At 72.8% G+C, this 22,375-nt stretch carries 17 protein-coding genes and 2 pseudogenes; 4 read left to right on the forward strand and 15 right to left on the reverse strand.

The window, feature by feature from the left end:
* Positions 1-42: 42 nt before the first annotated feature.
* From ICC28_RS05400 to ICC28_RS05410, 3 genes and pseudogenes are all read right to left on the reverse strand, one after another.
* Positions 43-2,116: pseudogene (locus ICC28_RS05400) on the reverse strand (tetratricopeptide repeat protein).
* A 266-nt stretch (positions 2,117-2,382) separates the two neighbouring features.
* A complete protein-coding gene (locus tag ICC28_RS05405) occupies positions 2,383-3,009 on the reverse strand; it encodes an NUDIX domain-containing protein (RefSeq protein ID WP_188287260.1) in 627 nt (208 codons plus the stop codon).
* 117 nt (positions 3,010-3,126) lie between these two features.
* A complete protein-coding gene (locus ICC28_RS05410) occupies positions 3,127-4,794 on the reverse strand; it encodes a CTP synthase (RefSeq protein WP_188287226.1) in 1,668 nt (555 codons plus the stop codon).
* Positions 4,795-5,303: 509 nt separating this feature from the next.
* Between ICC28_RS05410 and ICC28_RS05415 the strand changes: the two genes are divergently transcribed.
* Both ICC28_RS05415 and ICC28_RS05420 read left to right on the forward strand, forming a co-directional pair.
* Positions 5,304-7,106 (forward strand): glycoside hydrolase family 15 protein, encoded by a 1,803-nt coding sequence (locus ICC28_RS05415; RefSeq protein ID WP_188287261.1) that lies wholly within the window; start codon positions 5,304-5,306, stop codon positions 7,104-7,106.
* Positions 7,107-7,276: 170 nt separating this feature from the next.
* Positions 7,277-8,920, forward strand: a complete 1,644-nt coding sequence (locus tag ICC28_RS05420) for a PucR family transcriptional regulator (RefSeq protein ID WP_188287227.1) — start codon at positions 7,277-7,279, stop codon at positions 8,918-8,920.
* Here ICC28_RS05420 and ICC28_RS05425 read toward each other — a convergent pair.
* The 6 genes from ICC28_RS05425 to ICC28_RS05450 form a co-directional block, all read right to left on the reverse strand.
* A complete protein-coding gene (locus ICC28_RS05425) occupies positions 8,917-10,047 on the reverse strand; it encodes a glycosyltransferase family 4 protein (RefSeq protein ID WP_188287228.1) in 1,131 nt (376 codons plus the stop codon). The two genes, ICC28_RS05420 and ICC28_RS05425, sit on opposite strands and share 4 nt — an antisense overlap.
* Before the next feature lie 173 nt (positions 10,048-10,220).
* Entirely contained in the window at positions 10,221-10,973 is a 753-nt protein-coding gene (locus tag ICC28_RS05430; protein WP_188287229.1) for a hypothetical protein, read from the reverse strand.
* 248 nt (positions 10,974-11,221) lie between these two features.
* Positions 11,222-12,964 (reverse strand): DNA repair protein RecN, encoded by a 1,743-nt coding sequence (gene recN, locus ICC28_RS05435; RefSeq protein ID WP_188287230.1) that lies wholly within the window; start codon positions 12,962-12,964, stop codon positions 11,222-11,224.
* A gap of 164 nt (positions 12,965-13,128) precedes the next feature.
* On the reverse strand, positions 13,129-14,034 hold the full coding sequence (locus ICC28_RS05440; protein ID WP_188287231.1) for an NAD kinase: 906 nt from the start codon (positions 14,032-14,034) through the stop codon (positions 13,129-13,131).
* Positions 14,031-14,846: a TlyA family RNA methyltransferase gene (locus ICC28_RS05445; protein ID WP_188287232.1), complete on the reverse strand. Its 816-nt coding sequence runs from the start codon at positions 14,844-14,846 to the stop codon at positions 14,031-14,033. The genes ICC28_RS05440 and ICC28_RS05445 overlap by 4 nt, the downstream gene beginning before the upstream one ends.
* A 7-nt stretch (positions 14,847-14,853) precedes the next feature.
* A complete protein-coding gene (locus ICC28_RS05450) occupies positions 14,854-15,141 on the reverse strand; it encodes a hypothetical protein (RefSeq protein ID WP_188287233.1) in 288 nt (95 codons plus the stop codon).
* 42 nt (positions 15,142-15,183) lie between these two features.
* On the opposite strand from ICC28_RS05450, the gene ICC28_RS05455 reads away from it, so the two are divergent.
* Positions 15,184-15,531: an SCP2 sterol-binding domain-containing protein gene (locus ICC28_RS05455; RefSeq protein WP_188287234.1), complete on the forward strand. Its 348-nt coding sequence runs from the start codon at positions 15,184-15,186 to the stop codon at positions 15,529-15,531.
* Here the strand turns inward: ICC28_RS05455 and ICC28_RS05460 are convergent.
* The 4 genes from ICC28_RS05460 to ICC28_RS05475 form a co-directional block, all read right to left on the reverse strand.
* Positions 15,515-16,369, reverse strand: a complete 855-nt coding sequence (locus ICC28_RS05460; RefSeq protein ID WP_188287235.1) for an ABC transporter ATP-binding protein — start codon at positions 16,367-16,369, stop codon at positions 15,515-15,517. The genes ICC28_RS05455 and ICC28_RS05460 overlap by 17 nt on opposite strands.
* Positions 16,366-17,403 carry a FecCD family ABC transporter permease gene (locus ICC28_RS05465; protein WP_188287236.1) on the reverse strand — a complete coding sequence of 346 codons (1,038 nt, stop codon included), beginning with the start codon at positions 17,401-17,403 and terminating at the stop codon, positions 16,366-16,368. The genes ICC28_RS05460 and ICC28_RS05465 overlap by 4 nt, the downstream gene beginning before the upstream one ends.
* Positions 17,400-18,443: a FecCD family ABC transporter permease gene (locus ICC28_RS05470; protein ID WP_188287237.1), complete on the reverse strand. Its 1,044-nt coding sequence runs from the start codon at positions 18,441-18,443 to the stop codon at positions 17,400-17,402. Before ICC28_RS05470 ends, ICC28_RS05465 begins: the two co-directional genes overlap by 4 nt.
* Before the next feature lie 129 nt (positions 18,444-18,572).
* Positions 18,573-19,601, reverse strand: coding sequence for an HAD hydrolase-like protein (locus ICC28_RS05475; RefSeq protein ID WP_188287238.1), 1,029 nt, complete (start codon positions 19,599-19,601; stop codon positions 18,573-18,575).
* Between the two features lie 72 nt (positions 19,602-19,673).
* Between ICC28_RS05475 and ICC28_RS05480 the strand changes: the two genes are divergently transcribed.
* Positions 19,674-20,966 (forward strand): DUF1015 family protein, encoded by a 1,293-nt coding sequence (locus tag ICC28_RS05480; protein WP_188287239.1) that lies wholly within the window; start codon positions 19,674-19,676, stop codon positions 20,964-20,966.
* Between the two features lie 49 nt (positions 20,967-21,015).
* Here the strand turns inward: ICC28_RS05480 and ICC28_RS05485 are convergent, their stop codons facing one another.
* Together ICC28_RS05485 and ICC28_RS05490 are read right to left on the reverse strand one after the other, a co-directional pair.
* Positions 21,016-21,810, reverse strand: a complete 795-nt coding sequence (locus ICC28_RS05485; RefSeq protein ID WP_188287262.1) for a tetratricopeptide repeat protein — start codon at positions 21,808-21,810, stop codon at positions 21,016-21,018.
* Positions 21,702-22,375 (reverse strand): annotated as a pseudogene (locus ICC28_RS05490) (hypothetical protein); the annotation flags it as partial. The pseudogene ICC28_RS05490 and the gene ICC28_RS05485, both read right to left, overlap by 109 nt.

The raw sequence follows: 22,375 nt of genomic DNA on the forward strand, positions 1-22,375 counted from the left end.
CAGTCTAATGAAGGTGTTCCCGCTGTCTAGCCTTTCATTGCATCAATCTTCAGCAGATGCACTACGGATTTCGCAGGCGTTAGGGCGCTGTATCGTCGCTGTCCTCGGATTCCGGCCCTGCAGCACCGTCCGGGAGCTCCTCCCCCAGCATGCGCTCGGCGGCCCCGCGCTGCAGTCGAGCCGCGGCGGAGTCGCCGAGATGCTCCAGGGTGTCGGCGAGCCGCAGATGCAGCGCGGCCTGCAGCCGTACGTCCTCGGCGCGGCGCGCCCACTCCACCGCCTCCTGGCAGGTGCGCAGGCTCTCCTCGGGCCGGCCCGCGTACTCCTGCACCCGCGCCAGCTCGCTCAACGCCCGCGCCTGTGCGGCCACATCACCGCTCTTGCGGTGCCCGGCGACCGCGGCCCGCCAGCCCCGCTGCGCCTCGCCGTACCGGCCCGCGAAGGTGTGCGCGGCGGCGATACGGCCGTAGAGGCGGGCGGCGTCCGCGCGCTCGTCGCGGGCCAGCCGCTGGGCGAGCGCCCGCCCGAACCAGTCGGCCGCCCGGTCGTAGTCCCCGAGCTCCAGGTGCGCGCCGCCTACGGATTCCATCGCGCGCCCGGTCGCATACGGGTCGTTCGCCGCCCGTCCGGCGTCCAGCGCGGCCCGGTAGCGCGCCAGTGCCTCCCGGGTCCGCCCGGTCCGGGCGTCGAGGTCGCCGAGGTTCAGCAGGGCAGCGGCCCGCTCCCGGGGCAGGTCGCGGCGGTCGGCCACGTCCAGGACGAGCCCGTGGATGCCGTACAGGTCGGGCGCGGCGGCCTGGGTGCCGAAGTGGGCGACCATGGCCCGCACGAGCTGGGACATCAGCCGCCGGGCCAGGGTGTCCAGCTCCCCGTCGGCGACGGCGAGCCGGGCCGCGGCGAGCAGGGCGGGCCTGCGGATCCGCAGCCAGTCGGCCGCGGCCCGCGGACTGGGAAAGCGCAGCGAGCGCGGCATCCCGAGGAGCTTCTCGCGCGCCTGCGGACTGTCGGTCTCGGTGATCGCCCGGCACGACTGGAGCAGCCGCACGGTCCGCTCCAGCATGCGGGCCCGGGCCAGCTGGAGCTCGGCGGGACGGTCCTGGGCCTCGGTGAGCGCCTTGAGCAGGGGGTACAGACAGCCCGGGACCTCGTACTGCGGCAGCGGCGACTCCACCGCCCGCAGCAGGCCGAGGGCGACGAAGTCGTCCAGGGTGGTGCGGGCGCCGCTGACCGAGCAGCCGGCCAGGGCGGAGGCCGTGTGCGGGTCGACCAGGCCGGCCGGGGCCAGGCTGAGCAGTCGCAGTATCCGGGCGGCCGGGGCGGGCAGCGCGGCGTGGGCGAGGCGGAAGATCCGGGTCAGCGGGGCGCCCGCGGTGTCCTCGTCGAGCTCGGCGTGCAGTTGCTTGGCCAGATCGGCCACGGCCGCCTTGGGGCGGGCGGCGAGCCAGCCGCCGGCCAGCATCAGGGCGGCCGGCTGCGCCTGGCACTCCTCGACCAGCCCCTCGGCCGCGCGGGGGTCCACCGTGATCCGCACCGACCCGGCGTGCCGGGACAGCAGCTCCACCGCCGACTTGGTGTCGAGCCCGCCGAGCGTGCACGGGCGGACGTCCGCGATCCCGGTCAGCGGCCCCGAGGAGACCGCGACGACCAGACAGTCCGGGCTGTCCGGCAGCAGCGCGTCCACCTGCTCGGCGTCGGCCGCGTCGTCGAACAGCAGCAGAAACCTGCGGCCGGCGAGCGCCTCGCGCAGCGCCGCCGTGAGGTCGTCCTCGGCGGCACCGGCCGGGACCGGCAGGTCCAGGGCGGCGAGCAGTTCCCGGGCCACGCGCTCCACGGGGACCGGCGTACCGTCGGGCTCGCCGAGCCGGGCACGCAGCACGCCGTCGCCGTACCGGTCCGCGACCTGTCGTACGAGTTCCTCGGCGAGCGCCGTACGACCGGAGCCGGGTCTGCCCGCGATGAGCAGCACGCGCGCGCGGGGCGCCTTCTTCCCGGAGAGCGTGTCCAGACCGGCCCGCTCGATATCGGCGAGCAGCTCCTTCAACTCCCGCGTCCGCCCCAGGAAATGGCCCTCCGCCGACAGCTTCACGCCGCCTGTGTCCACCACCTGATCCGTCACGGGCCACACTCCCGTCCACCGCACGCGCAAAGCCCGCCGGGACTCCGGTCCGGGCATTTCCAGAGCCTAGTTCACGCTCTGCGACGGTCCGGGATGAGCACGGCGAGCAGGTCCCTCGATCGGATCAACGGATCGTAGGACTGACGGCAAGGTGACGTACTTAAGGGGCGCGGGGCCGTATCAATTTGCGGCTCCGCCGCGTGGGCGCGACAAGCCACAACGAGGCCGCACCCGCCAACCAACAACGCGCCGCACCCCCATAGGCGCTACGCCACAAACGGCCGCGCCGGCCACTCCGCGTCCGCCACCCTCAACTCCTCCAGCCGGCCGGAGGCCCTCGCCGCGACCAGCGACAGCACCCCCACCACCAGACAGTTGTTGTGCAGCTCCCCCGCCAGCACCCCCCGCACCAGCTCGTCCACCGGCACGCGCGCGTACTCCAGGTCGATCTCCTCGTGCTCGACCTCGAACCGCTCCCCGTCGGCCTCGGACAGACCGCGGGCCAGGAAGATCCGTACGGCCTCGTCGCAGCCGCCGGGCGTGGTGTACACATCGGTCAGGACCCGCCAGTCCTCGGCCTTGACGTGTGCCTCCTCGTACAGCTCGCGCTGCGCGGCGTGCAGCGGGTTCTCGCCGGGGACGTCGAGCAGTCCGGCCGGGATCTCCCACAGCTTCTGGCGCACGGGGTGCCGGTACTGCCGGATGAGCAGGACCCGGTCCTCCTCGTCCAGGGCGAGGACGGCCACCGACCCCGGGTGGACCTGGTAGTCCCGGCGGACCACGCTGCCGTCGGGCATGACCACGTCATCGGTGCGCACGGAGGTCTTGTTGCCCACGAAGGGGGTCTCCGTCGCCCGGATCTCCCACTCCTCCGGCGTGTCCTTGATCGTCATGCCCTGCCCTTCCAGACGTACAGAAGTCATCCGCGGTCGTCCGCAGTCATCCGCGCGAAAAAACCGGGGTGCGCGCGCACTGAACGCTCGCACCCCGGCCACCGTACAACCCTCGTGTTACTTACCCGTCTTACGCTCCACGGCCGCCTTCACCAGGCCCGCGAACAGCGGGTGGGGGCGGGTCGGGCGCGACCGCAGCTCGGGGTGCGCCTGCGTGGCGACCAGGTAGGGGTGGACGTCGCGCGGGTACTCGACGTACTCGACGAGCTTGCCGTCCGGCGAGGTGCCCGAGAAGAGGATGCCGGCCTGCTTCTCCAGCTCCGCGCGGTAGGCGTTGTTCACCTCGTAGCGGTGACGGTGCCGCTCCTCGACGTACTCCTTGCCGTCGTAGACCTCGCGCACGATGGAGCCCTCGGCCAGCTTGGCCGGGTACATGCCCAGGCGCATCGTGCCGCCCATGTCGCCCTCGCCCGCGACGATGTCGAGCTGCTCGGCCATCGTGGAGATGACCGGGTGGGCGGTGGCCGGGTCGAACTCGGTGGAGTTGGCGTCGCCGATGCCGGCGAGGTTGCGGGCCGCCTCGATCACGATGCACTGCAGGCCCAGGCAGAGGCCGAGCAGCGGGATCTTGTTCTCGCGGGCGTACTTGATCGCGCCGACCTTGCCGAGCACACCGCGGTCGCCGAAGCCGCCGGGGATGCAGATGCCGTCGACGTCACCGAGCTGCGCCTTGGCGCCGGCCGGGGTCTTGCAGTCGTCCGAGGTGACCCACTTGATCTTCACGCGGGCCTTGTTGGCGAAGCCGCCCGCGCGCAGCGCCTCGGTGACCGACAGGTAGGCGTCGGGCAGGTCGATGTACTTGCCGACCAGGGCGAGGGTGATCTCGTGGTCGGGGTTGTGGACGCGGTCGAGCAGGTCGTCCCAGGTCGTCCAGTCCACGTCGCGGAACGGCAGGTCCAGCTTGCGGACGACGTAGGCGTCCAGGCCCTCGCCGTGCACGGTCTTCGGGATGTCGTAGATCGAGCGGGCGTCGGGGCAGGCGACGACGGCGGCCTCGTCGACGTCGCACATCAGGGAGATCTTGCGCTTGATCGCGGTGGGCACCTCACGGTCGCAGCGCAGGACGATCGCGTCCGGCTGGATACCGATGTTGCGCAGCGCCGCGACCGAGTGCTGGGTGGGCTTCGTCTTCAGCTCTCCCGACGGGCCGATGTACGGCAGGAGGGAAATGTGCACGACGAAGACGTTGTCCCGGCCGACCTCGTGACGGACCTGGCGGACGGTCTCCAGGAACGGCAGCGACTCGATGTCGCCGACGGTGCCGCCGACCTCGGTGATGACTACATCCACCTCGTCGGTCGCCATACGGCGGATGCGGTGCTTGATCTCGTTGGTGATGTGCGGGATGACCTGCACGGTGTCGCCCAGGTACTCGCCGCGCCGCTCCTTGGCGATCACCGTCGAGTAGACCTGTCCTGTAGTGACATTGGCGGAGCCGTCCAAGTCACGGTCGAGGAAGCGCTCGTAGTGTCCGATGTCCAGGTCCGTCTCAGCGCCGTCGTTGGTGACGAACACCTCGCCGTGCTGGAACGGGTTCATGGTGCCCGGGTCGACGTTCAGATACGGATCGAGCTTCTGCATCACGACGCGCAGGCCCCGCGCCTTGAGCAGCATGCCGAGGCTGGAGGCGGTGAGGCCCTTGCCCAGCGAGGAGGCGACACCCCCGGTGACGAAGATGTGCTTGGTCGTCGTGGCTGTGCTGTTTCGGAAAGCAGCGGGCGGCATGGCCAAAGGGGGGCTCCCGTGGTCGCGGTTTGGGGTGCGGTGCGGCTTCCTCGCCGGAGATGTCCGGAGTCGCCGTCGCTGCGGTTCGGGGGTTTTTCTCCCACCGGTCCACGGGCTACCAGGGTATCAGCGCCTCGGGCGGATGGCTTCCGGCCACGCTCCGCGCACGTGTCGACACGGGCCCGCACGCCCTCACCGGCCTCTCACCCGTTGCTCACCCGTTCGGCCCAGCCGCGTTGCCCGGAGCGGCACACAGATCATCTACGTGCGTCGTATCCTGCTCGGACACTCACTGCCGAGCCGGACCGGCAAGACGGCACCACCCCCGCCCGTACCACCGGAACAACAAGAGCTCGTCAGTTCGTTGAGCAACAATCATCGTTTTGCCTCACAGCGGGACGGCTGCTTTGCTTCACCGCTCAACGACGCATTACAACGACCCCTTGACCGCACTAGCGACCGCCCCCTCTTCCCCGGGGGGTGACGTGGCCGTTCGACTGGAGTTGCACGTGGCCGGGCGCATCGAAGACTACGCACTCATCGGAGACATGCAGACCGCGGCGCTGGTCTGCCGGGACGGCACAGTGGACTGGCTGTGCCTGCCCCGCTTCGACTCGCACGCCATCTTCGCCGGCCTGCTGGGCACCGAGGAGCACGGCTTCTGGCGCCTCGGCCCCGCCCACGCGGCCGACGCGGAGCCACCCACCGCCGCCCGCCGCAGCTACCGCGGGGACTCGCTGATCCTGGAATCCGAGTGGGACACCCCGCGCGGCACGGTCCGAGTGACCGATTTCATGCCCCCGCGCGACGGCGCCCCGCAGCTGATCCGGATCGTGGAGGGCATCTCGGGCCGCGTCCCCATGCGCTCGGCGCTGAGGATGCGGTTCTCCTACGGCCGTGTCGTGCCGTGGGTGCACAAGCACGACGGGCGCACGGTCGCGGTCGCGGGCCCCGACTCGGTGTGGTTCGACACCGACTGCGAGACCTACGGGAAGTCCCTGACGACGTACGCGGACTTCACCGTCGCCCCGGGCGACCGGATCGCGTTCACGATCTCCTGGGAGCCCTCGCACAAGCAGCCGCCCCCGCTGCCGGAGCCGGAGCAGTCGCTCCAGGCCACGGAGGACTTCTGGCGGGAGTGGGTGGAGCACTGCACGTACCACGGCCCCTACCGCGAGGCCGTGATCCGCTCGCTGATCACCCTGAAGGCGCTGACGTACGCCCCGACCGGCGGCATCGTCGCCGCGCCCACCACCTCCCTGCCGGAGGAGATCGGCGGCGTCCGCAACTGGGACTACCGCTACACCTGGCTCCGCGACGCGGCGATCACCCTGTCCTCGCTGCTGCGCACCGGCTACCGCGAGGAGGCCCGCGCCTGGCGCGAGTGGCTGCTGCGCGCGGTCGCCGGCGACCCGGAGAACCTCCAGATCATGTACGGCATCGCCGGCGAGCGCGAGCTCGGCGAGGCGGAGCTGGACTGGCTGCCCGGCTACGAGAACTCCGCCCCGGTCCGGGTGGGCAACGGCGCCGCCCACCAGCTCCAGCTGGACGTGTACGGCGAGGTCACCGAGGCCCTGCACCTGGCCCACATGACGGGCCTGGCGCGCAACGACTACGCCTCCCTGCTCCAGCTGAAGCTGATCCGCTACCTGGAGGACCACTGGGACGAGCCGGACGAGGGCATCTGGGAGGTGCGCGGCCCGCGCCGCCACTTCGTGCACTCCAAGGTCATGGCCTGGGTCGCCGTCGACCGCACCATCAAGCTCATCGAGTCCGGCGACGCCGACGGCCCGCTGGAGCGGTGGAAGGAACTGCGCGACGACATCCACCGGGACGTGTGCGAGAAGGGCTACGACAAGGAGCGCAACACCTTCACGCAGTCCTACGGCTCCAAGGAGCTGGACGCCTCGCTGCTGCTGATCCCGCAGATGGGCTTCCTGCCGCCCGATGACAAGCGCGTCATCGGCACCATCGAGGCGATCCAGCGCGAGCTGTCCACCGAGGACGGCTTCATCCTGCGCTACCCGACGCAGGGAGAGGACGAGGGCGTCGACGGCCTCCCCGGCGACGAGGGCGCCTTCCTGGCCTGCTCGTTCTGGATGGCGGACGACCTGGCGATGATCGGCCGCGTCGACGAGGCCCGCAAGCTGTTCGAGAAGCTGCTCTCGCTCCGCAACGACCTGGGCCTGCTGGCGGAGGAGTGGGACCCACGCCTCCAGCGCCAGGTGGGCAACTTCCCCCAGGCGTTCAGCCACGTCCCCCTGATCGACACGGCCCTGCGCCTGACGGCTTCGGGCGCGTACGGGGGCTAGCGCCCCAAAGGGCTGTGTCGCTATGCGGCTCCGCCGCGATGGGGGTCCCCCCGCGCGAGCGAGGCCGAGCGTGGGGGAGCGACCAGCCACGACGTGTCCGCAGGCGGACGACGACGCATCACGGCCTCCGGAGATGTCCCGGAGGCACGGGCGCGGGTAGCGTCCGGAGCATGGACAGCGGTATGGACAGCAGATTCGGCACCCACGGCGCCGGCATCACCGTGCAGCGGGCGCTGGAGCTGCCCGGCCTGCGCAGCGGGCTCCCGGAGATCCTGGCGGGCGCGGACCGGCTGGGGCGGACCGTGCGCTGGGTGCACGCGGGCGAGGTGCCCCACATCGCCTCCCTGCTGAAGGGCGGCGAACTGCTGCTGACCACGGGCTACGGCCTGGGCACCCGCCCGGCCGAGCAGCGGGCGTTCGTCCGCACGCTGGCCGAGCGGGGCATCGCGGCCCTCGTGATCGAACTCGGCCCGCGCTTCGCCCGGCTGCCGGCCGCCCTCGTCGACACGGCCCGTGCCGCCGGTCTCCCGCTGGTCCAGCTGCACCGCGAGGTGCCGTTCGTGGCGGTGACCGAGGAGATCCACACGGAGATCGTCAACGGCCACTACGCGCTGCTGCAACGCGCGGAGGAGGTGCACCGCCGCTGCACGGAGGCCCTGCTGGGCGGCGGCGGGATCCCCCAAGTGCTGGGCATCCTGGCCGACTTCAGCGGCAACCCGGTGTTCCTGGAGACGACCGACGGCCAACTGCTGTACGCCGCCGGGGCCGGTCCCGAGGGCGCCGAACCGCTCCAGGTGTGGGAGGGGATGCGCGGCCCGCACAAGGACGCGCCGCCGCCCGCGGGTTCGGTCCTGGTGGACGTGCCGGGCGGCGGGCCCGGCACGGGCTCGGTCCGCGCACGTCTGGTCCTGCTGCCCGTCCGGGCGCCGCTCGCGCCGGTGCACCGGATCGCGGGCGAACGGGCCGCCGGCATCCTGGCCGTGGTGCTGATGCAGGCGCGCCAGGAGGAGGAGCTGGCGGCACGGGGCCGCGGGGACTTCCTGACCGATCTCGCCGAGGGCAGGATCGCCGCGGAGGACGCGCCCGCGCAGGCACGCGTGCTGGGGTTCAAGCCCGGCGACAGCCCGCTGCTGCCGGTCGTGATGCGGCTGGGCGACGGTCTGTCCCCCGGCGGCGGCTGGGCGGTGCTGGCCCGCGCGGTCGCGGAGGAGCTGGCGTCGGTGGGCGTGCCGGTGCTGCTGGGCGTACGGCCGGTGGAGGGGCGTGTGCCGCTGCTGCTGGGCCTGCGCTCGGAGTCCGAGCGGTCGGCGGTCGCCGACCGGGTCGCGGCGGCGCTGCGGGCCGGGGTGGAGCGGGCCGGCATGCAGCGCCCGGGAGCCCAGCCGCCGGTCGTGGTCGTCGGTGTCGCGGGCGGTTGGGCGGCGGCCTCGGCGGGGCTCAGACACGCGGCGGAGACGGCGACGGCGGCCCAGGGCCTGACCGACCGCCCTTGGTACGACGCCCGCCGCCTCGACATCGACCTGCTGCTGTGGCGGCTGCGCGACCATCCCGACCTCGCCGCCTTCGTGGACCGCGCGATCGGCCCGCTGCGCGACCACGACGCCCGCTCCAAGCCGCCGCTGCTGCCCACCCTGCAGACCTATCTCGCCCACGCGGGACGCAAGGCGGAGACCGCCCGCGAACTGCACCTGAACCGGCAGACCCTCTACAACCGCCTCGCCCGCATCGGCGAGTTGCTCGGCACCGACCTCGACGACCCGCAGACGGTGCTGGCGTTGAGCCTGGCGCTGAGGGCGCGCCGGCACGTGTCCTAGATCAGCGGCCGGTGCTGGGTCAACTCGTCGTAGACACTGAGTACTTGGGCCACGGTCTCGTCCTCGGTCGGCCAGGTCGCGGCCTGCCGCACTCCCCGCTCCCTGAGCAGCTCCCGGCGCTCGGGATCCTCCAGCAGCCGTACGACGGCGTCCGCGAGCGCCTCCGGGTCGCCGTACGGGACGAGTTCGGCGGCGTCGCCGACGAGTTCCGGCACGCCGCCGACCGCGGTGGCGACGAGCGGCACGCGCGCGTGGAGGGCCTCCTGGGCGAGGACGGACCGTGACTCCCATCTGCTCGGCAGCAGCGCGAGATCGGCGGCGGCGAGCAGCTCGCCCACGTCGTCGCGGCGCCCGATCAGCCGGACGGGCAGCTCCTCGTCCTCGATCCGGCGCTGCAACTCCGCGCGCAGCGACCCCTCACCGGCGATCACGACCAGGGGGACGGGGTCGAGCCCGCGCCACGCCCGCGAGGCGTCGAGCAGGACGTCGTACCCGCGGTGCCGCTCCAGGGAGCCGACGGCCATCAGCAACGGGCGTCCGGTGGCACCGAGTTCGGCCCGCACCTTGGGGGCCGGCAGTTCGGTCTCGTCGCGCTCGCCGCGCCGGACGGGCAGCGCGGCGGCGGCGAGCCGCGCGTCCCGTGCGCCGGTCCGGCGGGCCCGGTCCACCAGCGCCGAGGTCGTGCCGAGCACCACCGAGGCCGCCTTGACGACGCGCCGCTCCAGCAGCCGCACCAGATGGGCGCGCGCACCCTCGGCGTGCGCGCGGTCGTGCCAGGTGACGACCAGCGGAGTGCGCCGGCCGCTCAGGGCGAGCACGGCGCGGAAGGAGGCGTGCAGCCCGTGCGCGTGCACCAGGTCGGCGCCCGTGCACGCCGCCCGCAGCGCGGCCACGGAGCCGGGGTCGCTGCTGCGCGGCACGTGCACGTGTTCGGCGCCCGCCCCGGTGAAATCGTAGAGGTGATCGGCCTCGACGGGGGCGCACACGACGACCCGCACGCCCCTCGCGACGAGCCCCGAGGCCAGCGAGCGCACGTGCGCGCTGCTGCCGGCGTTGCCTCCGCCCAGCACCTGGACGGTGCGCAGCGGCGACTGGCCGAGTGGTGAGTGGCTGCTCACGGGGGTCACGTGGCCGGGGCTCCTGGTTCGGACGTCGGGCGGTCACGAAGAAAGTACAGAAGGATCGTGCGGAGGGGGTGAACCGCGTGTATCCCTGCGCGTACGACGTGTACGGCCAAGGATGCCAGGACGTACGGGTGTTCCGGGAACGCCGCCGGGCGGACCTGGACACGCGATGTCACTCACACGAGTGAGGGGCGACGGTCGAACCCGTGCCGCGCCAGCTCGCTCACCCTGTCCCCGCAGACCGTCGCAGCGACGACCGCGACGGCGTGGGCCAGCAGCCCGGCGCGCCCGTTCCCGACGACGACGGCCGTGCCCAAGGCCGCGCCCAGCGCGTGTGCCCCGGTGTCGCCGAGCATCGACCGCTCACCGGCGTCGTCCGGCAGCACGGCCGCGGCGGCCCCGACGGCGGCGGCGGACAGCCGGCCCGCCGCACCGCGCCGCAGCAGCCCGGGCGCCCCGAGCGCGAGCACCGCGCCCGCCGCCCTCCCCGGCCGTACGTCCACCAGGTTGACGAAGTGCGCGGCCCCGGCGATCACGACCGCCGCGAGCACCTTGTCGGCCGGCCGCTCCTTCAGCAGCGCGCCCGCCACCAGTCCGGCCGCCCCGATCCCGAACAACTTGACGGCGCCGCTGGTGACTTCACCGCCCCGCAGGGCGGACAGATGCGCCCGGAAACCACGCCGCGGATCCCCCGCGCCGGCCACGTCGTCGTACGCCCCGCAGGCACCGGCGGCGAGCACCGCGGCTCCGGCGGCGGGGTGGACACGGCCGGCCCCGAGCGCGACGGCGAGGGCGGCGGCGGGACCCGCGCAGAGGTCGACGGTACGGCCCGCGTGGTTGGTCCGCTCCCAACGGCCGCGTCCGCCGGGGAACTTGGCGCGGAGAGCCGATATACCGACGCGGGTGAGGGTGGCGGTGAAGGCGATCATCCGCTCACCCTAGGGCCCCGGCGAGGGGGCCGGAGCCGCGGACCGCTCAGCGGCCAACACGGGGCCCCGGGCGGGAAATCGCCGCGGAGCGGCGGGGCACAGAGCGCGGCGCCGGGGGCACAGACCGCGGCGCCGGGGGGACAGACCGCGGCGCGGCGTGGCACAGACCGCGGCGCCGGGGGGACAAACCGCGGCGCGGCGGGGCCAGACCGCGACGGCGGGCGGAACGCACCCGCCGCGGCGGCGCGCTACCCGTCCCCCCGAGCCGCCGCCAGCAGCTCCTCCGCATGCGCACGCGCGGTCTGCGAGTCCTCCTGTCCCGCCAGCATCCGCGACAGCTCCCGCACCCGTTCCTCGCCCTCCAGCACCTTCACACCGGACCGCGTGACCGACCCGTCGTTGGTCTTCTCGACCAGCAACTGCCGGTCGGCGAAGGCCGCGACCTGCGGAAGGTGCGTCACGACGACGACCTGCGCGCTCTTGGCCAGCTTCGCCAGCCGTCGCCCGATCTCGACCGCCGCCTTGCCGCCGACACCGGCGTCGACCTCGTCGAAGAGGTACGTCGGCACCGGATCCGTTCCCGCGAACACGACCTCGACGGCCAGCATCACGCGCGACAGCTCACCGCCGGACGCGCCCTTGGCGATGGGCCGCGGCGGAGCCCCGGGGTGCGGGGCCAGCAGCAGCTCGACCTCGTCGGCGCCGGACGGCCCGTACGCCACCGTGCGCCCGCCGACCTCGACCCCCTCGGGGTCCTCGGTCTGCCGGATGTCGAAGGACACGCGCGCGTGCGGCATCGCGAGCGAGGCCAGCTCGGCGGTCACGGCGGCCGCGAACCGCTCGGCGGCCTCCGTCCGCGCGTCCGTCAACGCCTGTGCCAGTCCGCTCAGTTCGGTCCGCAGCGCGTCCCGTTCGGCGGTCAGCTCGCCGATCCGCTCGTCGTCGCCGTCCAGTTCGGTGAGCCGGGCGGCGCTCTGCTCGGCCCACGCCAGCACGGCGGTGACGTTCTCGCCGTACTTCCGGGTCAGCGCGGTGAGCGCGGCCCGCCGTTCCTCCACGGCCGCCAGCCGCAGCGGATCGGCGTCCAGATCGTCGGCGTACCCGGCCAACTCCCCGGCCACGTCGCCCAGCAGGATCCCGATCTCGCCGATCCGGTCGCCGAGCGCGGCCAGCGCCGGGTCGTGCGACCGTACGGCGTCCAGGGCCCGCTGCGCGCCCGCGACGAGGGTGGCGGCGTCGATGCCCTCGGGGTCCTCGGGGTTGCCCGCGAGGGCGGCGTGCGCGGCCGTGGCGGCGGAGGACAGGGCCTCGGCGTGACCGAGCCGCTCGGCCTCCTCCGCCAGCTCCACGTCCTCACCGGCGCGCGGCTCCACGCCCGCGATCTCGTCGAGCCCGAAGCGCAGCAGGTCGGCTTCCTGGGCCCGCTCGCGCGCGCGCGTGGTGATCTCGTCGAGTTCGGCTGTCACCGCGCGCAGCCGCCGGTAGGCCTCGCCGTACTTGGCCAGCGGCCCGGCGACCGCGTCACCGGCGTAACGGTCCAGCGCCTGCCGCTGCCGTGACAGCTTGAGCAGCCCCTGCTGGTCGGTCTGCCCGTGTACGGCGACCAGCTCGTCGGCGAGTTCGGCGAGCACTCCCACGGGCACCGAGCGCCCGCCCAGGTGTGCCCGGGACCGCCCTTCGGCGGAAACGGTACGGCTGATCAGCAGCGCCCCGTCGTCGAGCTCGGCCCCGGCCTCCTCGGCGCGCACCACGGCCGACGCGTCCGAGGGGACGGTGATCCGCCCCTCCACGACCGCTTTCTCGGCCCCGATCCGCACGAGGGCCGCGTCCGCCCGCCCACCGAGCAACAGCCCGAGGCTGGTGACCACCATGGTCTTGCCCGCGCCCGTCTCACCCGTGACAGCGGTGAACCCGGGCGACAGCTCGACGACGGCGTCGTCGATGACTCCGAGGGACCGTATCCGCATCTCTTCCAGCACGGACACGACCATACGAGGTAGGGCCGCCGGGACGCGAGGCACCCTGTCACCCAGGGGAGTGGTCCGCCCCGAAAGGGGCGCGGGACTGTGTCGATGTGCGGCTCCGCCGCGTGGGCGCGGGAAACCCCCACAAACCCGCACCCGCCGACGCTCCGAGAACCACCCACCCCAGTGGGCTAGTGAGGCGCCCCCCGCCACCCGGAAACCGGCAGCGCGAACTTCGCCACCAGCCGATCCGTGAACGAGGCATGGTGCAACCGAGCCAGCCGCACCGGCACAGCCCCCCGCCGCACCTCGACCCGCGCCCCCGGCGGCAGCTCCACCGTCCGCCGCCCGTCACACCACAGAACCCCCGGCGGAATATGAGGCAGCACCTCAACCGCCAACACAGAATCCGGCGACGTCACCAACGGCTTCGCGAACAGCGCGTGCGCGGAGATCGGCACCATCAGCAGCGCCTCGACCTCCGGCCACACCACAGGCCCACCGGCCGAGAAGGCGTACGCGGTCGACCCCGTCGGCGTGGACAGCACGATGCCGTCGCACCCGAACCCCGTCACCGGCCGCCCGTCGATCTCCAGCACGACTTCCAGCAGCTTCTCGGCGCCGGCCTTCTGCACCGCCGCCTCGTTCAGCGCCCAGTCCGTGTGCACGATGTCGCCGTTCTGGTGGACGACGACATCGACCGTCATCCGCTCCTCGACCTCGTACGCCTTGGTCACCACCCGGTCGACAACCTTGTCGAGGTCGTCCCGCTCGGCCTCGGCGAGGAACCCGACCCGCCCGAGGTTGACGCCGAGCATCGGCACCCCGGAGGCCCGCGCGAACTCCGCCCCCCGCAGCAGCGTCCCGTCGCCGCCGAGCACGATCAGCAGCTCGCAGCCGTCGAGGCACTGCGGCGTCGCCTCCTTGACCAGCTGCACCTCGTCCGGCAGCGGCAGATCGGCCGCCTCCGCCTCCAGCACCCGTACTCCGATGCCGGACCGCAGCAGGCCCCTCACGACCAGCTCGGCGCTGCGGATCGCCGCAGGCCGGCCGGTGTGGGCGAGCAGGAAAACAGTACGAGCTCGGTCTTGTGTCAACGCGGCCCCTCCGCCACTGCACGGTCAACGTCGGCCGGGTCCAGTTCCGGTGCCCCGGCCCGCAGCCACAGAAAGTACTCGACATTCCCGGAGGGGCCGGGCAGCGGACTGGCGGTGACCCCCCTCACCCCCAGTCCGAGCTCCCACGCCCGTTCGGCGACCCCGCGTACCGCTTCGGCCCGCAACTGCGGGCTGCGCACCACGCCTCCGCTGCCCAGCCGTTCCTTGCCCACCTCGAACTGCGGCTTGACCATCATCACCAGATCCGCGTCCGGCTTCACGCACCGCACCAGGGCGGGCAGCACCAGTCCGAGCGGAATGAAGGACAGATCCCCCACGACAAGATCCACCGGCTCTCCATCGATCGCGTCGAGCGTCAACTCGCGTACGTTCGTACGGTCCTTGACGGTGACGCGTTCATCGCTCTGCAGAGTCCAGGCGAGTTGTCCGTATCCGACGTCGACGGCGACGACGTGCGCGGCCCCGGCCCGCAGCAGCACATCCGTGAACCCGCCGGTGGACGCCCCGGCGTCCAGTGCCCGCCGTCCCTCGACGACGAGGCCCTGCGGTACGAAGGCCTCCAGCGCGCCGGCGAGCTTGTGCCCGCCCCGCGACACGTACTCGGGATCGCTGTCGTCGGTCGAGACGACGATCGCGGCCGCGGTCTCCACCTGCGTGGCCGGCTTGGTCGCGACGGTCTTGCCGACGGTGACCCGGCCGGCGGCGATCAGCTGGCTGGCGTGCTCGCGCGAGCGCGCGAGCTTCCGGCGGACCAGCTCCGCGTCCAGACGGCGGCGTGCGACTCCTGCCACGTTCGGTTCAGCTCCTGTTTCCGTACGTCGATGGGGGCACCGGAGGTCCCGGGCGGGCGTCGAGCGCGGTGAGCGCGTCGCGCAGCCCCCGGTGCACATCCTCGTACACCTCGACGTGTCCGTCCGTGGCGAGGTGGTCCGCGTCGGTCAGCCGCGCCAGCTGAGCGTCGACCTCGGCGTTGCCGGTGGGGGTGCGGGGGACGCCGAGCGGGGCGGGCGCGGCGGGGTCGTACTCCTGCTCGACCGCCTCCTGCGCCTCCTGGCGGGGCTCCGTCTCCGGCACTGCGTCGCTCATGCCCAGACGCTACCTCGAAGCGCTGGGGTACCGTCGATCCCGATGGCCACGATCGAAGAGTGCCGTGCCGCACTCGAAAAACTCTCGGACAGCATGCGCAACGCCGAGGGCGACGTCCGCGCGGCCGTCGCCCTGGACCGCTCGGTGAGCTGTCACCTCACCGACCTGGACGCCACCTTCGTGGGCCGCCTCCAGGACGGTCGGATCCTGGTGCACGACACCCTCCAGGGGCCGCCGCGGGACAAGGCCCAGATCCGGCTGGCCATGACCGGCGACGACCTGGTGGCGCTGGTCGACGGCGAGCTGCACTTCGCGAAGGCCTGGGGCGCGGGCCGGGTGAAGCTGCACGCGGGCGTGCGCGACCTGCTCGTACTCAGGAAGCTTCTGTAGCCGCCGCCTTCTGCCGCGCCCTGCGCGCGGCCGGCACCACCAACGGCGTGTCCGTCTCCGGGTCGTCGATGACCTGGCAGCGCAGCCCGAAGACCTCCTCCACCAGCGCGGCCGTGACGATGTCCTTCGGCGCGCCCTCGGCGATGACCGTGCCGCCCTTCAGGGCGATGAGGTGGGTGGCGTAGCGGGCGGCGTGGTTGAGGTCGTGCAGCACGGCGACCAGGGTGCGGCCCTGCTCCTCGTGCAGCTCGGCGCACAGGTCCAGGACGTCGATCTGGTGCTGGATGTCGAGATAGGTGGTCGGCTCGTCCAGGAGCAGCAGCGGGGTCTGCTGGGCGAGCGCCATGGCGATCCACACGCGCTGGCGCTGGCCGCCGGAGAGTTCGTCGACGTAGCGGTCGGCGAGTTCGGCGACGCCGGTCTGCCGCATCGACTCCTGTACGACGCGCTCGTCCTCGGTGGACCACTGGCGCAGGAGGCCCTGGTGCGGGTACCGGCCGCGGCCTACCAGGTCGCCGACGGTGATCCCGTCGGGCGCGATCGAGGACTGCGGCAGCAGGCCCAGGGTGCGCGCGACCTTCTTCGCGGGCATCGACTGGATGGCCTGCCCGTCCAGCAGCACACGGCCCTGGCTCGGCTTGAGCATCCGTGACAGCGCCCGCAGGAGCGTGGACTTGCCGCAGGCGTTCGGGCCGACGATCACGGTGAAGGAGTGGTCGGGGATCTCCACCGACAACTGCTCGGCGATGACCCGCTGGTCGTAGGCGAGGGTGACGTTGTCGGCGGACAGGCGGTTCACAGTGCTCCTTGGGGTGTTCTTGTGCGCAGTGCCGCTCATATCCGGCCCGCCCGGCGTTCGGTGACCAGCAGCCACAGCAGGTAGACGCCGCCGAGTACGCCGGTGACCACACCGACCGGCAGCTGGTCGGCGCCGAACAGGCGCTGCGAGGCCCAGTCCGCGGTGACCAGGAGGGCGGCGCCCATGCACAGGGACGGCACCAGGTTCGGCCCCGGCGACCGGGTCAGCCGGCGGGCGAGCTGGGGTGCGGTGAGCGCGACGAAGCTGACGGGTCCGGCGGCGGCCGTGGCGGTGGCCGTGAGCAGGACGGCGGCCACCAGCAGCAGCGCCCGCACCCGCTCCACGCGCACCCCGAGGGCGTGGGAGACGTCGTCGCCCATCTCCATCATCCGCAGCCCGCGCGCGTTGGCGAGGACGAGCGGTACGAGGACGGCGCACAGGCCGAGCAGGGGCCAGACCTGCGCCCAGTCACGTCCGCTGAGCGAGCCGGTCATCCACACGACCGAGCGGGCCGCGTCGACGATGTCGGACACGGTCAGCAGATAGCCGTTGACGGCGGTGAGGATCGCGGACACACCGATACCGACCAGGACCAGCCGGTATCCGTGCACCCCCTGCTTCCAGGCGAGCAGATAGATGGCCACGCCGGTCACCAGTCCGCCCACGAGCGCACCGACGGTGACCTGGGCCGCGCTCCCGGAGAAGAGCACGATCATCACGAGTGCCCCGGCAGTCGCCCCCTGTCCGAGGCCGAGGATGTCCGGACTGCCCAGCGGATTGCGGGTGATGGCCTGGAACAGCGCCCCGCCGAGTCCGAGTGAGGCGCCCACCAGCAGGGCGACCAGCACCCGCGGCAGCCGCAGCTCGTTGACGATGAAGTCCTGTCCCGCGTCACCGTGGCCGGCCAGCGTTCTGAGTACATCGCCCGCGGAGATCGGGAAGTCGCCGGTGCCGATGAGCAGGACGCTCGCGGCGAGCGCGGCGAGCAGCAGCAGGACGACGACGGTCAGGGCCCGGAGGTCCAGCCGGACGGAGAGCCCGCCCGGGGTCCGCACCGCACGGTTGGTCTTCACAGCTGCGCCGTCCTCCGCCGTCGTACCAGAAGAATGAACACCGGGCCGCCGATGATCGCGGTGACGATCCCGACCTGGACCTCCGAGGGCCGGGCCACGATCCGGCCGAGGACATCGGCGCCGAGCAGCAGCACGGGCGACAGGACGGCCGCGTAGGGCAGGATCCAGCGCAGGTCGGGCCCGGTGAAGGAGCGCACGGCGTGCGGCACCATCAGGCCGACGAAGACGATCGGGCCGCAGGCGGCGGTCGCGGCCCCGCACAGCACGGTGGCGGCGAGCATGGACAGCGCCCGGGTGCGGTTCAGGTGGGCGCCGAGCGCCTTGGCGGTGTCGTCGCCCATGGACATGGCGTTGAGCGGCCGGGCCAGCGCCAGGGCGAGGATCATGCCGCCCACGAGGAACGGCAGCACCTGGAGGATGGTCGAGTCGGTCGCCGAGGACAGTGACCCCACCGTCCAGAAACGCATCCGGCCCAGAGCCGCGTCATCCATGATCATCACGGCCTGGAGATAGCCGTAGAGCGCGGCACTGATCGCGGTGCCCGCGAGCACCAGCCGCACCGGCGTGGCCCCGCGGCCGCCGCCGAGGAACCAGACCATCGCCCCGACCGCGGCCGCGCCGAAGAAGGCGAACCAGATGTAGCCGTTGATCGAGGTGACGCCGAAGAAGGTGATGGCGGTGACGACCGCGGCGGAGGCGCCGGCGTTGATGCCGAGCAGTCCGGGGTCGGCGAGCGGGTTGCGGGTGAGCGCCTGCAGCACCGCCCCCGACAGACCGAGCGCGGCGCCGGCCAGCAGCCCCAGCACCGTCCGCGACACCCGGTCGTCGACCACGACGTCGCCGTACGTGCCCGTGTCCTGGAACAGACCGTGCCAGACCTGCGCCATGGAGAGGTCCTTCGCGCCGATCGCGATGCTCGCCAGGGCGACCAGCACCAGGACCACGACGGAGAGCAGGAGCCCAACCGGACGTATCGCCCGTCGGGTCGGGGGCGCGGCGGCGGCTTTCGCGCGCGCTTCAGGAGGGCTGTCGACCAACACGCAGTTAGGTTAGCCTACCCTCCCAACCCGCCTCGTTCCCGGACGGCCCGGTGCCGGGCAGCCAGGTGCCGGACGGCCCGGTGCCGGACGGCCCACCCGGATCCACCGCCTCACCTCCGGCGCCGCGGCTCACAGCCCCAGTCGCGCCAGCGCCTTCCCCCCGTCCAACGCGCAGGACCCCGCGCCGCCCGCCGTCCAGGCCACCGCGCACAACGCGCGCAACCCGTCCAAAGCCTCACCGTCACCGTCGAGTTCCAGCCGCTCACCCCCGGCCGAGGCCGTCCAGCCACCGCACCGGAAACCGTCCCCCTCCTCCGTGACCTCCGGCTGTCCGACGAGCATCCCGCGCAGATCGGCGTCCACATACGTCGGCCGGTGCTGCGGCGGCGCCGCGAGCAACTGCGCGCCGTCCGTCACGCCGGTCAGCACCAGCAGCGAATCGACCTCGCCGTTGAACGCCCCCTCGATGTCCGTGTCCAGCCGGTCCCCGACCACCAGCGGCCGCTCGGCACCGGTACGCAGGATCGTCTCGCGGTGCATGGGAGGCAGCGGCTTCCCGGCCACCTGCGGCTCGGCACCGGTGGCGATCCGTACGACCTCCACCGCCGCGCCGTTGCCCGGCGCTATCCCGCGGCCACTGGGAATCGTCAGATCCGTGTTGGACGCGAACCACGGCACCCCGCGCGCGACGGCGTACGACGCCTCCGCGAACCGCCCCCACGTCAGATCGGGCCCGCCGTACCCCTGCACGACCGCCGCCGGATCGTCGTCCGCCGACTCCACCGGCACCAGCCCGCGCTCCCGCAGCGCGACCCGCAGCCCCTCCCCGCCGATCACCAGCACCCGCGACCCCGCCGGCACCTGCTCGCTGATCAGCCGCGCGACCGCCTGCGCCGAGGTGATGACGTCGTCCGCCCGCGTCGGTATGCCCAGCTCCGTCAGGTGCGCGGCCACGGTGTCCGGCGTCCGCAGGGCGTTGTTGGTGACGTAGGCCAGATGCATCCCGCCCGCGCGGGCCGTCGCCAGGGACTCGACCGCGTGCACGATCGCGTGCCCGCCCGCGTAGACCACACCGTCCAGATCGAGCAGCGCCGTGTCGTACGCCTCGCTCAGGGCCCGCTCACTGCCCTCGGGCCTCGTCCTGACGCTCTGGCTCATTCCGCATCGCTCCTCGTTCGACGGCTTTCACCCGATCATCCCGCATGCCACTGACACACGTACGATGCCGGGATGAACACAGCAGGTCACTCGGAGGCAACGGTGCACCGAGGCCTCGAACTCACCCCGTTCCGAGGCCTCCGTTACGACCCCGACCGGGTCGGCAGTCTGGCCGCCGTGACATCCCCGCCCTACGACGTCGTCGTGCGCCCCGACGGTCTGCACCACCTCCAGTCCCTGGACCCGTACAACATCGTCCGTCTGATCCTTCCCCAGGCCGGCACCCCGAGCGCCCGCAACGAACAGGCCGCGCACACCCTGCGCCGCTGGCTCACCGAGGGCGTCCTGACCGCCGACACCGACGCCGGCCTGTACGTCTACGAGCAGGACGACGGCGACGGCATGATCCAGCGCGGTGTCATCGGCGCCCTGCGCCTGTCCGACCCCGCGGAACAGGTGGTCCTGCCCCACGAGGACGTCATGCCGCATGTCGTCGCCGACCGCGCGGACCTCATGCGCGCCACCTCCGCCAACCTCGAACCCCTGCTCCTCACCTACCGCGGCAACGGCTCGGCGGCCGACACCAGCGCCGTACTCGACCGCATCGCCCAGCAACCCCCGCTGCTCGCCACCACCACCGAGGACGGCTACCGCCACCGCCTGTGGTCCCTCACCGACCCCGCCGACGTGGCCCGCGTCCAGTCCGACCTGGCCCGGCACCAGGCCCTCATCGCCGACGGCCACCACCGCTGGGCGACCTACCGCCGCCTGCGCGCCGAGCACCCCTCCCCCAGCCCCTGGGACTACGGCCTCGTCCTCCTCGTCGACACGGCCCGCTACCCCCTGCGCGTCCGCGCCATCCACCGCCTCCTGCACCACCTGCCGGTCGCGGACGCCCTCGCGGCCCTGGACGGCCTGTTCCGCACACGCCGTCTGGAGGTCCCCCTCGCGGACGCCCTGGCGGCGCTCGCCGAAGCGGCCGACGCGGGCAACGCCTTCCTGCTCGCCGGCGACGGCGCCTTCCACCTCGTGGACCGCCCGGACCCCGCCCTCCTGGCCCGCACCGTCCCCGCCGACCGCCCCGCGGCCTGGCGCACCCTGGACGCGACGGTCCTGCACGCCACGCTCCTCGACCACGTCTGGCACATCCCCGAGGACGACCCAGCCCGCATCGCCTACATCCACGACACCGCGGCCACCGTCCGCAAGGCGGAGCGCGACGGCGGTACGGCCGTCCTGATGCACCCCGTGCGCGAGGAGGTCGTCCGCGACCTGGCCCGCCAGGGCGTCACGATGCCCCGCAAGTCGACCTCGTTCGGCCCGAAACCGGCCTCCGGCCTGGTCCTGCGCGCACTGGACCTGTAAACGCGGAAGGGGCGGATCCCGGCTGGGATCCGCCCCTTCTCGTCGTCACCTATTCCTTGTCGCCCTGGTCGCCCTGGTCGTCGTCACCGTCGCCGGAGGCCTCGGAGTCACCGTCCTGCACTTCGGCCTCGACCTCACCCTCACTCTCACTCTCGGTCTCGGTCTCGTCGAGGGCGTCGACGAACTCGACACCGTCCAGCTCCGCGAGCCGGTCCGAGGCGTCCGTGCTGCCGTCCTTGTCGGACTCCACGGCCTTCGCGAACCACTCCCGCGCCTCGTCCTGCCGTCCGGCCGCCAGCAGCGCGTCCGCGTAGGCGTACCGCAGCCGCGCGGTCCACGGCTGTACGGAGTTCGAGGCCAGCTCGGGGCTCTGCAGCGTCACGATGGCCGCGTCCAGCTGCCCCATGTCACGCCGGGCACCCGCCGCGACGAGCCGCATCTCCACCTGACCGGCCTTGTCGAGCTTGCCCACCTCGGGCGCCCCGGCCATGTCCAGCGCCTTCTCCGGCCGCCCGAGCCCACGCTCGCAGTCGGCCATGACGGGCCACAGCTCGACGGAACCGGTCATCCGCCGCGCGGCCCGGAACTCCGCGAGCGCCTCGCTGTACTTCTGGTTCGCGTACGCGGCGAACCCGGCGGCCTCCCGTACGGCGGCGACCCGCGAAGCCAGCCGCAGGGCCACCCTGGAGTAGCCGTACGCGCCCTCGGGGTCCTCATCGATGAGCCGGGCGACCATCACCAGGTTCCTGGCGACATCCTCCGCGAGCGTCTTCGGCAGGCTCTGCAGCTCCTGCCGTACGTCCTTGTCGATCTCGTCGCCCGTGACGTCCTCGGGGATCGGCAGCCGCTTGATCGGCTCCCGGTCCCGGTCCCGCTCGTCGCGGAAGCGCCCACCACCACGCCGGTCGTCGCGCCCGTCACGCCGGTCGTCCCGACCACGGAACCCACCGGGACGGCCACCGCGGTCATCCCGACGCGGCCCGCCACGCCCACCACGGTCGTCCCGACCACGGAACCCGCCCGGGCGGCCGCCACCACCACGGCTGTCGTCACGCCGGAACCCACCGCGGTCACCATCACGACGGTCGTCGCTACGACGGTCATCGCCACGGCGGTCATAGCCACCGCGGTCATCACGGCGACCATAGCTGCCACGGTCGTCGCGCCGGTCATAGCCACCGCGGTCATCGCGCCGGTCGTCACGGCGCTCGAAACCACCGCGGTCGTCACGGCGGAAGCCACGGTCCCGGTCCCGGTCATCGCGACGGAAGCCACGGTCCCGGTCATCACGACGGTCGTCGCGACGGAAACCGCCGCGGTCGTCACGGCGCTCGGGGCGAGCGTCCCGGCGGTCATCACGACGGTCGTCCCGGCGGTCATCACGACGGTCGTCCCGGCGGTCGTCGCGA

It is taken from the genome of Streptomyces sp. TRM68416 (assembly GCF_014596915.1).
Classification (GTDB): Bacteria; Actinomycetota; Actinomycetes; order Streptomycetales; family Streptomycetaceae; genus Streptomyces.